General features: G+C 69.7%; 11 protein-coding genes. 5 read left to right on the top strand and 6 right to left on the bottom strand.

Going from position 1 to position 11,699, the window contains the following annotated elements:
* Positions 1 to 71 precede the first annotated feature (71 nt).
* Entirely contained in the window at positions 72 to 1,190 is a 1,119-nt protein-coding gene (gene serC / locus PV682_RS27295; RefSeq protein ID WP_319734399.1) for a phosphoserine transaminase, read from the top strand.
* Between the two features lie 87 nt (positions 1,191 to 1,277).
* Here the strand turns inward: serC and PV682_RS27290 are convergent, their stop codons facing one another.
* The 3 genes from PV682_RS27290 to PV682_RS27280 form a co-directional block, all read right to left on the bottom strand.
* Positions 1,278 to 2,798: a cellulase family glycosylhydrolase gene (locus PV682_RS27290; protein ID WP_319734397.1), complete on the bottom strand. Its 1,521-nt coding sequence runs from the start codon at positions 2,796 to 2,798 to the stop codon at positions 1,278 to 1,280.
* A 105-nt stretch (positions 2,799 to 2,903) separates the two neighbouring features.
* Positions 2,904 to 3,725, bottom strand: a complete 822-nt coding sequence (locus PV682_RS27285) for an ABC transporter permease (protein WP_319734395.1) — start codon at positions 3,723 to 3,725, stop codon at positions 2,904 to 2,906.
* Positions 3,722 to 4,693, bottom strand: coding sequence for an ATP-binding cassette domain-containing protein (locus PV682_RS27280; protein WP_319734393.1), 972 nt, complete (start codon positions 4,691 to 4,693; stop codon positions 3,722 to 3,724). The genes PV682_RS27285 and PV682_RS27280 overlap by 4 nt, the downstream gene beginning before the upstream one ends.
* A gap of 246 nt (positions 4,694 to 4,939) precedes the next feature.
* Between PV682_RS27280 and PV682_RS27275 the strand changes: the two genes are divergently transcribed.
* Positions 4,940 to 5,719: a TetR/AcrR family transcriptional regulator gene (locus PV682_RS27275; protein WP_319734391.1), complete on the top strand. Its 780-nt coding sequence runs from the start codon at positions 4,940 to 4,942 to the stop codon at positions 5,717 to 5,719.
* Positions 5,720 to 5,746: 27 nt separating this feature from the next.
* Here PV682_RS27275 and PV682_RS27270 read toward each other — a convergent pair whose 3' ends face one another.
* On the bottom strand, positions 5,747 to 6,718 hold the full coding sequence (locus tag PV682_RS27270; RefSeq protein ID WP_319734389.1) for a YncE family protein: 972 nt from the start codon (positions 6,716 to 6,718) through the stop codon (positions 5,747 to 5,749).
* An 88-nt stretch (positions 6,719 to 6,806) separates the two neighbouring features.
* On the opposite strand from PV682_RS27270, the gene PV682_RS27265 reads away from it, so the two are divergent.
* Positions 6,807 to 7,484, top strand: a complete 678-nt coding sequence (locus PV682_RS27265) for a GDSL-type esterase/lipase family protein (protein WP_319734387.1) — start codon at positions 6,807 to 6,809, stop codon at positions 7,482 to 7,484.
* A 97-nt stretch (positions 7,485 to 7,581) separates the two neighbouring features.
* Here the strand turns inward: PV682_RS27265 and PV682_RS27260 are convergent, their stop codons facing one another.
* Complete coding sequence (locus PV682_RS27260) at positions 7,582 to 8,328, bottom strand: aminoglycoside adenylyltransferase domain-containing protein (RefSeq protein ID WP_407705748.1); 747 nt, start codon at positions 8,326 to 8,328, stop codon at positions 7,582 to 7,584.
* A gap of 213 nt (positions 8,329 to 8,541) precedes the next feature.
* Between PV682_RS27260 and PV682_RS27255 the strand changes: the two genes are divergently transcribed.
* Positions 8,542 to 9,126 carry a Uma2 family endonuclease gene (locus tag PV682_RS27255; protein ID WP_112473073.1) on the top strand — a complete coding sequence of 195 codons (585 nt, stop codon included), beginning with the start codon at positions 8,542 to 8,544 and terminating at the stop codon, positions 9,124 to 9,126.
* 133 nt (positions 9,127 to 9,259) lie between these two features.
* On the opposite strand, the gene PV682_RS27250 is transcribed toward PV682_RS27255, so the two are convergent.
* Entirely contained in the window at positions 9,260 to 10,189 is a 930-nt protein-coding gene (locus tag PV682_RS27250) for a nuclear transport factor 2 family protein (RefSeq protein WP_319734382.1), read from the bottom strand.
* A gap of 201 nt (positions 10,190 to 10,390) precedes the next feature.
* On the opposite strand from PV682_RS27250, the gene PV682_RS27245 reads away from it, so the two are divergent.
* Positions 10,391 to 11,383 (top strand): aldo/keto reductase, encoded by a 993-nt coding sequence (locus tag PV682_RS27245; RefSeq protein ID WP_319734380.1) that lies wholly within the window; start codon positions 10,391 to 10,393, stop codon positions 11,381 to 11,383.
* The last annotated feature ends 316 nt before the right edge of the window (positions 11,384 to 11,699 follow it).

The following is an 11,699-nucleotide window of genomic DNA, read 5'->3' as shown; positions in this document are numbered from 1 at the left end:
GACGTCCACACGGTGTCTCACCGGACGGACCACGTTTCGCTCACGTTTCCCGTAACGGCTACCCTCCCCCCGTGGCTGAGATCCGGATTCCCTCTGACATCAAGCCCGCGGACGGTCGTTTCGGCGCGGGTCCCTCCAAGGTGCGGATCGAGGCGCTGGACGCCCTCGCCGCCACCGGTACCTCCCTCCTGGGTACGTCACACCGACAGGCCCCGGTGAAGAATCTGGTCGGTGAGGTCCGCGAGGGCATCTCCGCGCTCTTCTCCCTGCCCGAGGGCTACGAGGTCGTCCTCGGCAACGGCGGCTCGACCGCGTTCTGGGACGTCGCGACCCACGGGCTGATCGAGAACAAGTCGCAGCACCTCACCTTCGGCGAGTTCAGCTCGAAGTTCGCCAAGGCGGCCAAGCTCGCCCCCTGGCTGGCCGAGCCCACCGTGATCTCCTCCGACCCGGGCACCCACCCGGAGGCTCAGGCGGAGGCGGGTGTAGACGTGTACGCCTTCACCCACAACGAGACGTCGACGGGTGTCGCGGCGCCGATCAAGCGCGTCGCCGGTGCCGACGAGGGCGCGCTGGTCCTGGTCGACGCCACCTCCGGCGCGGGCGGCCTCCCGGTCGACATCGCCGAGACGGACGTCTACTACTTCGCCCCGCAGAAGTCCTTCGCCTCCGACGGCGGCCTGTGGATCGGCGTGTTCTCCCCGGCCGCGATCGAGCGCGCCGAGCGCGTCCACGCCTCGGGCCGGCACGTCCCGGAGTTCTTCAGCCTCCCCACGGCGATCGACAACTCCCGCAAGAACCAGACGTACAACACCCCCGCGCTCTCCACCCTGTTCCTGCTGAACGAGCAGCTCAAGTGGATCAACGGGCAGGGCGGCCTCGCCTTCTCCACCGCCAGGACGAAGGACTCCTCCACCCGCCTCTACACCTGGGCCGAGGAGTCGAAGCACGCGACGCCGTTCGTCACCGACCCGGCGAAGCGCTCGCAGGTCATCGGCACGATCGACTTCGCGGAGGACATCGACGCCGCCGCGATCGCCAAGGTCCTGCGCGCCAACGGCATCGTCGACACCGAGCCCTACCGCAAGCTCGGCCGCAACCAGCTGCGCGTCGCCATGTTCCCGGCGATCGACCCGGCGGACGTCGAGGCCCTCACGAAGTGCGTCGACCACGTGATCGAGAACCTCTGACTCCCTTGCCGCACGGCGTAGTTGTCCGCCGCGCACAGGTACGAGGTTGAAGGGCGCCCGGTGAACTCCGGGCGCCCTTCGCGCAGTTCAGGTCGCCGTGCAGGTCAGGGTCGGCGCACTGCCCCCGCCGGGTGCGGCACCGAACCCGAAGGTGGCCGAACTCCCCGCTGACAAGGCCCCGTTGTGGGCCGCGTTGGCGGCGGTCACCGCCGCCCCGCTCTGGGTGTACGACGCGTTCCACATGCTGGAGATCTGCTGGGAGCCGGGGAAGTTCCAGGCGACCTTCCACGACGAGATGGCCGTCGTCCCCGAATTCACCACTTTCACCTCGCCGTTGAAGCCGCCGCCCCAGTCGCTGGTGACGGCGTAGGTCGCGGTGCAGGCGGCGCTCCCGCCACCGCCTCCGCCGCCCCCACCGCCACCGCTCCCGCCGACCGGCGGGAAGGCCGGCGCCTTGATGCTGGCGAGGTAGCCGTCCTTCACCGTGTCGACGGTCTGCCAGTCGTCCTTCAGAATCCCGCCGGTGTCACCGGAGTTGGGGTTCCACGACCAGAACGTCCAGTGGAAGGAGTCGGCGCCGTTCGCCGACGTCGAGCGCAGGTAACTCACCAGCGCCGCCAGCCACTTCTGGTCCACGGACGCCTGGAGCGTCGTACCGAACTCGCCCACCCACACCGGGGCGATGTTCTGCTTGAAGATGTAGCCCCAGTACTTGTCCCAGATCCCCGGCATGTTGTTCGGGAACGTGGGGTCGCTGAACCAGCTCTGCTGGGCGACGCTGGTGGCGTAGTCGTGCGCCGAGTACACCAGCCGTCCCGGGACGGAGAGTTGGACCGGGTACTGGGCGACGCCCATCAGGTTGCCGCCCCACCAGCCGGAGACTCCGTTGACGGTCTGGATGCCCTCGACGAAGATCAGCAGGTCGGGGTTGACCGAGAGGACCGCGTTCCCGGCGCGCTGGGCGGCCAGCCGCCAGTCGGTCGCCGTGTCCCCGCAGCCCCAACAGGCAGGATCGTGCGGCTCGTTGTGGAGGTCGATGCCGACGACGGCCGGGTTCCCGGCGTAACGGGACGCCAGGGACTTCAAGTTGGCGATCCACGTCGACTCGGGGACGGCCGCCGTGTACCAGAGGGCGGACTGGCCGCCCGAGTCCGGGCGGTGCCGGTCGAGGATGACGCGCAGGCCGTCCTGGCCCGCGTACGACACGATCTTGTCCAGTACGCCGAGGGAGTTGAGGCCCTGGAGGTCGGCGTTCTTGCCGCTGGAGAAGTCGATGCTGTTGGGGACGGTCGAGGACTTGAAGATGTCGTCGCTGTACGGGATGCGGATCGTGTTGTAGCCCAGCGACTTCATCTGGTCGATCATGCTCTTGTAGTCGCGCGACCACAGGCCGTGGACCACGTAGTTGCCGGTCTCGAAGCCGAACCAGTTGATCCCGGCGACCCGGACGGGCTGCCCGGCCGAGTCGAGGATCTGACGGCCGCTGGTGTGCCAGTACCCGGCTCCCGGCGCCTCGGCGGCCCGCGCCGGCTGCGCGACCGCCAGACCCACGGGCAGCAGCAGCGCGGCGGCCACCGCGCACAGCGCTCTTCGCACGTTGCGGAACATGTCCCTTGTTCCTCTCGGGGGTGCGGATCCGGAACTATGGGAGCGCTCCCACTTCCGCACCTCCCAGAGAAGACCGGTCCCATCACCCCGTCAAGGACTACGACATCACTTCCCGAGCTTCCTGAACCTCCCCACCGCCAGCGGCAGGAAGAGCGCGCCCAGGATCAACGGCCAGACGAGGGCCATCAGTTGGGCGTTCTGCTCAACCCAGGTGTCGCCCGCGCCCGCCGGTGCCCCGAAGAGTTCCCTGGTCGCCCCGGCCGTCGCCGAGATCGGGTTCCACGCGGCCACGAACCCGAGCCAGTCCGGCATGAGCTGGGGCGCGACGAAGACGCTGGAGATCATCGTCAGCGGGAAGGCCACGGCGAACAGCCCGCCCGCCGCCTCGGGGTTGGGGACGACGAAGCCGAGCCACACCCCCAGCCAGATCAGCGCGAGCCGCAGCCACAGCAGCAGCCCGAAGGCGCCGACGAATCCCCAACTACCCTCCGGGCGCCAGCCGATGGCCAGTGCCGTGAGCATCATGATGGCCAACTCGGCGCAGGCGACGAGGAGATCGGTCACCCCGCGCCCCGCGACGACCGCCGAGGACGCCATCGGCATGGAGCGGAACCGGTCGACGACCCCCTTCTGCGCGTCGTACACGACGACCGTCGCCGTGTTGATGAAGCCGAACGCCATCGTCATGACGAACATGCCCGGCATCAGGAAGTCCTTGTAGTCCCCGCCGCCCGGCACGTGCATCGCGCTGCCGAAGACGTAGCCGTAGAGCAGGACGGAGAGGATCGGGAAGCCCAACTGCCAGAGGATGTTGACCGGTTGGCGCCGGTAGTGGGTGAGCCCCCGGCGGACGAGGTTCCAGCAGTCGGCCAACGCCCAGTAGGCGCGGCCGTGCCGGCGGATCGGAGTCAGGTCGACGGCGCTCACGCGGCGGCCTCCTTCGCGGTCGGGCCGGTCTCGGTGCGGTGGCCGGTCAGGCGCAGGAACACGTCGTCGAGGCTGGGCCTGCGCAGGCCGATGTCCTCGACCCGCACGCCCTCGTCCTGGAGGGTGCGGGCCACCGCGGTCAGCGCGAGGACCCGGTCGGTGACGGTGGCGTGGACCCTCAACTCGCCCTCGTCCGCCTCGGGTTCGCCGTCCGCGACGCCGGCCATCACCTTCATCGTCCGCTGGATGTCGGCCCGTTCGGCGAGCACGACCTCGATCCGGTCGCCGCCGATCATGTCCTTGAGGCCGTCGGGGGTGTCGTCGGCGATGGCGCGGCCCCGGTCGAGCACGGTGACGCGGGAGGCCAGCCGGTCCGCCTCCTCCAGGTACTGCGTGGTGAGCAGGACCGTCGTGCCGTCCGCCACCAACGCCCGTACGGATTCCCAGACTTCGCCCCGGGCGCGGGGGTCGAGGCCGGTCGTCGGCTCGTCGAGGAAGAGGACCGCGGGGGCGAGGATCATCGACGCGGCGAGGTCGAGCCGGCGCCGCATGCCGCCGCTGTAGCCGTCGACGCCCCGGTCGGCGGCCTCGGTCAGGCCGAAGCGGTCCAGGAGTTCGGCGGCGCGCTGCCGGGCCCGCCTGCCGCCGAGGTGGAAGAGGCGGCCGAACATCTCCAGGTTCTGCCTGCCGGTGAGGACCTCGTCGACCGCCGCGTACTGGCCGGTGAGCCCGATCCGCGCGCGCACCTCGCGCGCCCTGCGGACCACGTCGAGCCCGGCGACCTCCGCGGTGCCGCCGTCGGGGCGGCGCAGGGTGGCCAGGATACGGACGGCGGTGGTCTTGCCGGCTCCGTTCGGGCCGAGCAGCCCGTGGACCGTGCCCTCGCGGACGGCCAGGTCGAAGCCGTCGAGGGCGGGTTTTCCGGCGTAGCTCTTGCGTAAGGCCTCGGCGCGGACGGCGTACTCCATGGGGTCCCCTAACTCCGTGGTCGTAACTCTGCGGTGGTAGCCCTCGGGCGGTAGCTCTCAGGTCGTAACTCTGCGGTGGTAGCCCTCGGGCGGTAGCTCTCAGGTCGTAACTCTGAGGTCGTAGCTCCCGAGCGGTAGCCCTCAGGCGGTAGCTCTCGGGTCCTGTCCCGCCCGATAACCGAGTACACCGTACCCGATTTCGCGTACGACGTACTCAGTTTTTCGGCCCGGAACTAGACTGCCCCCATGACGAGCAGCCAGGACCAGGCCCAGCACTGCCGGGACCAGATCACGCGCACGCTCGAACTCCTCTGGGAGGGCGCCCGGCGCCCCGCGCGCGGCCCGAGGCCGACGCTCACCCTGGACCGGATCGTCGAGGCCGCCGTCGAGATCGCCGACCAGGAGGGCCTGGACGCGGTGTCGATGCGCCGGGTCGCGGCCGAACTCGGCACGGGGGCGATGTCGCTCTACCGCTACGTCCCCGGCAAGTCGGAGCTGGTCGAGCTGATGCTGGACCGGGTGAACCGCGTCTCGCAGGACCCCGGCGACCTCGGCGACGGCTCCTGGCGGGAGGCCCTGGAGGTCATGGCCCACTCCATGCTCGGCCTCTACCACCGTCACCCCTGGGTACTACCCGCCAGCCGCTCCCGCCCCCTGCTCGGACCGAGCGCGATGGACGGGCTGGAGAAGGTGCTCGCCCGGATCCGGCCGATGGGACTCACCGACACCGAGCTGGTCTCGGCGATCATGACGGTCGAGGGGTACGTCGTCGGCGCGGCGCGCACCCAGGTGTACTACCAGGAGGCCGAGCGCACCTCGGGCATGCCGACGTCCGACTTCTACGAGGCGCAATCCCCCTACCTCTCCAGGGTGATGGAGCCGGGCCGGTTCCCGGTGCTCGCCTCCCTCGACGCCGATACCTGGACGACCTCCTTCGACCACTTCGGCTTCGGCCTCCAGCGCATCCTGGACGGCCTCGAAGCGCTCGTCGCCCGGCGCGCCGCCGAGGGACGCGCGGGGGAGTGACGCCGGGGGGACGCGCCGGGGAGTGACTCAGCTGCGGCGCAGCAGCCGCCGTAGCCCGAACACCGCCGCGCAGACGACGGCGATGGCGATCGCGCCCTTCGTGACCCCGCCGCCGGAGTCGCCGCCGCTCGTGGAGGCGGAGCCGGAGTCGGTCGAACTCCCCTTGGCGGGCGAGGACTTGTCGGCGCCGGGGGCGTCCCGCGCGACCACGCCGCTCTCCACGCCCTCGCTGCCGAACAGCAGTTTCCTGCCGTCGGCGGAGTAGGTGACGGACTCGCCCTGGCGCTGGAGGGGGACGTCGAGGCGGCCGGTCTTCTGGATCTTCCCGCCGTTCCAGTCGTAGGTGATACCTCCGAAGTACCCGCGTACTACCAGCTGCCGGCCGTCGGGGGAGAACGCGGCGTCGGTGGCCCAGAGGTCCACCGGAGCTATGGGCTTGAAGATGTTGTCGCCGGACGCGGTGAGCTTGGCCGGGCCCTCGTACAGGTGGCCGCCGTCCTCCTTCTTGTCGATGATGTACACCCGGCCGGTCTTGGGGTGGACCATCATCGACTCGGCGTCGCGCCCGCCGTCCGCGTACTTGACGATGTACTGGGTCGCCCTGACCGTCTGGTCCTTGAGTACCTTCGGCTCGGGGAGCCGGTAGATCCACAGGTAGGGCCAGCGGCCGTCGAAGTTGTCGCCGATGTCACCCACGTAGATCTGGTTGTCGGGGCCGACGGAGATCGCCTCGACGTCGCGCGGGGTGCCGACGCCGCGCAGCGTGACCGTGGCGACCGTCTCGCCGGTGGCGCCGTCGACGGCGTAGATCTGCGGGCCGTAACCGCTGTCGTTGTGCGTCCAGTAGACGCCCGGGTGCTGGTGGGAGGCGGCGAGGCCGCTGGACTCCTTGATCCGCGGGTCCTTGATGGTGAACCCGCCGTCGTCGGCGGCGGACGCGGGTACGGCGAGGGCCCCCACGAGCAGGAACCCGGCGAGGACGGCGAACGGTCGGCGCATCCCCCCAGCCTGCCATCCCGCGCGGCGCAACACGCGGGGTGTCGGGACTCACACCCCGGCCGGGGCGGTGATCGTCCATCATGAGCGGATGCTCAGGTTCATGCCCGTCGGCGACTCCATGACGATCGGCAGCGCGGGCGATCACACGTGGCGGTACCGTCTCTGGCGGCATCTGTGCGCCACGTACGGCGGCCCGTTCACGCTGGTCGGGCCGCGCGAGACGTTGTACGACCCGGGGGCCGGCTCTCCGGTCTCCTACGCGTACGCCGAACCCGACTTTCCGCGCGGGCACCTCGCCGGGTGGGGTGAGGGGTGGCAGCACATGGCTCCGCTGATCGGCGACGCGGTGCGCGCCGGACGCGCGGATGTGCTGCTCGTCTCCCTCGGCCTCATCGACCTGGGTTTCTATACGAACGCGGAGCAAACCGCGGAAAACGCACGGGAGTTCATCGCCGAGGCCCGCGCCGCGCGCCCCCGCGTCCGGGCCGTCCTCCTTCCCGTCATCCCCAACGTCCGCGCCACCGCGGACCCCGAATTCGCCGAACAGGTCGGCCTCTTCAACGAGCTCCTCGCGAAGACGGTCGCCGACCTCGACGAGCCGGGGTCACCCCTGCTCCTCGCCTCCATCCCTCCCAGGTACGACATCGATACGGATACCTACGACGGGACGCATCCCAACGCGAGCGGCGAGCACAAGCTGGCGGAGGCGTTCGCGGAGGCGATGTACCAGGGGTGGGGGCTGGGCGGGCCCTACGAGGAGGGGTAGTACCCGAGCAGCACTCGGGGCGCAGGGCAAGTCCCCGGCCCCGGGTAGTCCCCGGCCCCGGGTAGTCCCCGGCCCCGAGGTAGTCCCCGGGTAGTACCTACGGGGGACCGAACCCCTCACCGAACCCCTCGATGACCTCGGCCATCGCCTCGGCGCACGCCCTCGCCCCGGCCCCCGGTTCCTGGTCCTCACCCAGGTACGCCGCGCGGGCCCGCGCCAGCGCGGGCCGGTGCTCCCCCGCCAGCCTCGCCTCCGCCCACCGGGCCGCCTCGTCCTTGGCACCCACGCCCCCCGTACCGAGGGTCATCCAGATACGGGCGAGGGTCAGCAGGACGTTCCGGGTGTCGTGCTCCAGGTCGGCCATGAGGTCCGGGACGCCGGCGGTGATCCCCCGCAGAAGGTCGGCGTGCGGGACGGGGTCGAGGAGGGCGGACGGAGGCGGGCCGCCGAGAAGAGGCGCGTTCCCCTGAAGGACCATGGTGAGCACCGGCGCCAGATCGGCACTGGCCTCCGGCACGGGCAGCACCCCGCTCTCGAACTCCCCGCGCAGCCAGTCCCCGTAGAGGAAATCGCAGACAGGCGGAAACCGCCAGGGCCGCACGTCCCCCTGCACGACGACGGTCAACTCGACGTATCGATACCCGCGTTGCCCGGACAGATCCAGCAACTCACCGACGAGCGCCCTTCTCTGACGCTCACTCAATGACTTCCGCACCACCCCGAGCACATCGATGTCGCTGTGCGGCCGAAGCCCGCCCAGCACGGCCGACCCGTGCAGATAAGCGCCGAGCAACTCCCCCTCCCCCACCACCCCGCGCAGCAACTCCGCTTCCCTGCTCCCCAGCACAATGCCGCTCCGCCCACTCGAAGTTGAGCGCGTCCGCCGGTGGCAGGCGGCGAGCTCTGAACGCCATAGGCGCACGGTAGGCAGCGCCGGGGTGGTGGCCGCAAGCACATTTGTGCGGGCCCCGTGAGCTCGTGCGTGGCCTCGGCACCGTACGTATCGTTGTACTGCGCGGCTGCGCCTGCACGAGGGCAGCCGGGGAGGAGCGCCACGATGACCGTCCTTGACGACAGGATCGCCATGGCCGACGCCAACACCGAGCGCTTGGACGAGTGGTTCGAGCGGCTGGAGCGGATGCCCGTCCCCGAAGGATTCAGGGTCGAGATCGTCGAGGGCAGCGTCTTCATGACACCGCAGCGGGACACCCACTGGGCCATCATCCGGCGGATCGTACGGGCCATCGAGGACCGGTTCGGGATGGACGTCAACGTCCTGTCGGACGTCCGCATCGACTTCCCGGGCAAGGGGAACGCCTTCTGCCCGGATGTCGTCAAGCTGCGCGACTCCGCGGAAAAGGACTACGGCCGCTGGAGCCACAAGGACGTCGAGTTCGTCGCCGAGGTCATCTCCCGGGGCACCGCCGCCAACGACTACGGCCCCAAACTCACCGCGTACGCGACCGCCGAGGTACCCGTCTACCTCGTGGCCGACCCCTACCAGGGCCGCTGCAACGTCTACACCGACCCCACCGACGGGGACTACGCCAAAATGCTGAGGGTCGACTTCGGCAAGGACATCGACCTGACCGGCACCGTCATCGACCTGGTCCTGAAGACCGACGGGTTCCCCCGGGACTAGGGCCTGCCCGGCGGATCAGGCCGCGGTCGCGGGGTCTGATACGGAAACCGTCACTCTCGTGCAGCCTGATCCACCGGACAGGCCCTAGCTCTCAGGGACTCCGGTACTACCCCCGGAGTCCCCGGCTCCCGCTCTAGAACATCGTGTTGTCGTTCGCCGAGGTCTCCGGCACGTCCTGGATGACGTCCCAGTGCTCGACGATCTTCCCGCCCCGCACCCGGAACAGATCCACGATCGCCTGCCCCCGCTGACCGGGCGCCGGGATGTAGTGGCTGTGGACGGCGACGAGGTCGCCCTCGGCGATGACCCGCTTGGGCTCGACCTTCAGCTGGGGGAACTGGGCGAAGTACGCGCCGAGCCCGGCCTTGGCACCGGCGGCCCCGTTGGGGATGTTCGGGTTGTGCTGCTGGTAGCCGGTGCTCCAGTACCGGTCGATCGCGCCGACGTCCTTCCGCACGAGCAACTGGTCGAACGCCTTCACCACGAGCTTCTTGTCGTACGACGTCAGCCAGGCCGGCCCGGGCTGCTGGGTACGGGGCCAACTCACCGTGGAGAACATGTCGTTGCCGTTGGCGGTCGTGTCGGGCACGTTCTGCCCGGTGTCCCAGTGCTCGGCGATCCTCCCGCCCTGGAACCGGAAGATGTCGAAGACGGCGCTCCCCGAACTCCCGGGAGTCATCACGACGTTGGAGTGGACGACGACCAAGTCCCCTTCGGAGATGACCCTCTTGACGTCGTACTTCGCGTCGGGGAACTGCTGGTGGACGGACGTGCCGAGGTTCTTCAGCGTCGCGGCGCCGTCGGGCGCGAACGGGTTGTGCTGGATGTAGTCGGCGCGGACGTACCGGTCGACGACGGCCCCGTCTCCCCGCTCGAAGACCCCCTTGAGAACCCGGACGGCGACGTCCTTCTGGTACGCGAGGCGCAGCGGCGAGTCGACGGACACGTGACCGGGCCGGTCGTACGGCACGGCGACGGCGGGAACGGTGGCGGCGGTGACCGTCAGAGCACCGGCCGCGAGGACCGCGGCGAGCACCCGACGGGCGGACGTGGTGGGGGACACGGCGTTTCCTTCCAGAGGCATGGCTCTCAGGCAGGGGTCAGCTTGAACTTTCAACCTCACCCCTCGACCCTGATCCTAACCACAGGGAAGCGCTAACTTCTAGATAGCACTCGCAGGTATTAGCCCCTCCCCGGTACGGCCTTGCTCCCACCCCTCAAGTCGCTTGCGTCGAGTCCACTCCAAGTCGTTGGCTTGAGGACCATGAAGTACACGCAGCTCGGACGCACGGGACTCAAGGTCAGCCGACTGGTGCTCGGCACGATGAACTTCGGTCCGCAGACAGACGAGGCCGACAGCCACGCGATCATGGACGCGGCGCTGGACGCCGGCATCAACTTCTTCGACACGGCGAACGTCTACGGCTGGGGCGAGAACAAGGGCCACACCGAGGAGATCATCGGCAACTGGTTCGCGGCCGGTGGCGCCGCCCGCCGCGACAAGGTCGTCCTCGCGACCAAGGTGTACGGCAACATGGCCGCCGACGGCGACGCCTGGCCCAACCACGACAAGCTCTCCGCGGTGAACATCCGCCGCGCGGTCGACGCGTCGCTCAAGCGGCTCCAGACCGACCACATCGACCTCTACCAGTTCCACCACATCGACCGCCTGACCCCCTTCGAGGAGATCTGGCAGGCCGTCGACGTCCTGATCCAGCAGGGCAAGATCCTGTACGCCGGTTCCTCCAACTTCCCCGGCTACAAGATCGCCCAGGCCAACGAGCTTGCCGCGCGCCGCGGTTCGTTCGGGCTGGTCAGCGAGCAGTGCCTCTACAACCTGTACGAGCGGCGCGCCGAGATGGAGGTCATACCCGCGGCGCAGGAGTACGGGGTGGGCGTGATCCCCTGGTCCCCGCTGCACGGCGGGCTCCTCGGCGGCATCCTCAAGAAGGAGGTCCAGGGCGGCCGTCGCGCCTCGGGCCGGGCCGCCGACTCGATCGCCGACGCGAGTGTCCGGGCCAAGATCCAGGCGTACGAGGATCTCCTCGACAAGCACGGGGCCGACCCCGGCGAGACCGCCCTGGCCTGGCTCCTCACGCGCCCCGGCGTGACCGGCCCGATCGTCGGCCCGCGTACGGCGGAGCAGCTGGAGTCGGCGATCCGCGCGGTGGAGCTGGAGCTGAGCGAGGAGCTGCTGACCGGGCTGGACGAGGTGTTCCCGGGGCCGGGCCCGTCGCCGGAGGCGTTCGCCTGGTAGGAGGCAGTACCTGAGAGCTACCCCTCTGGTATCCCGTACCCGAGGGGTACGCCTCCCGTAGGGCGTACCTGAGGGCTACCTCCCCCATACCCCGTACGTGAGGGGTACCGCCCTCGGTATCCCGTACCCGAGAGCTACTCTCAGGTACCCCGTACCAGGGAGCTACCTCCCGGGTACCCCCTACCTGAGGGCTACCTCCCGGGTATCCCCGCCTGGGGCCTACCTCCCCACAGCCGCCGCCACCGCCACCACCGCGAACATCAACACGAGCGCACCGGCCATGATCCGGTTCCGGGTCTTAGGATCCACGCCACCG

It is taken from the genome of Streptomyces niveiscabiei (genome assembly GCF_033794345.1).
Lineage (GTDB): Bacteria > Actinomycetota > Actinomycetes > Streptomycetales > Streptomycetaceae > Streptomyces > Streptomyces niveiscabiei.
This window is presented reverse-complemented; position numbering and strand designations above follow the sequence as displayed.

Bases quoted from the DNA above. Each gene is read 5' to 3' on its own strand.
- PV682_RS27290 (WP_319734397.1), bottom strand. From the start codon at position 2,798: ATGTTCCGCAACGTGCGAAGAGCGCTGTGCGCGGTGGCCGCCGCGCTG.
- PV682_RS27280 (WP_319734393.1), bottom strand. From the start codon at position 4,693: ATGGAGTACGCCGTCCGCGCCGAGGCCTTACGCAAGAGCTACGCCGGA.
- PV682_RS27275 (WP_319734391.1), top strand. From the start codon at position 4,940: ATGACGAGCAGCCAGGACCAGGCCCAGCACTGCCGGGACCAGATCACG.
- PV682_RS27270 (WP_319734389.1), bottom strand. From the start codon at position 6,718: ATGCGCCGACCGTTCGCCGTCCTCGCCGGGTTCCTGCTCGTGGGGGCC.
- PV682_RS27265 (WP_319734387.1), top strand. From the start codon at position 6,807: ATGCTCAGGTTCATGCCCGTCGGCGACTCCATGACGATCGGCAGCGCG.
- PV682_RS27255 (WP_112473073.1), top strand. From the start codon at position 8,542: ATGACCGTCCTTGACGACAGGATCGCCATGGCCGACGCCAACACCGAG.
- PV682_RS27245 (WP_319734380.1), top strand. From the start codon at position 10,391: ATGAAGTACACGCAGCTCGGACGCACGGGACTCAAGGTCAGCCGACTG.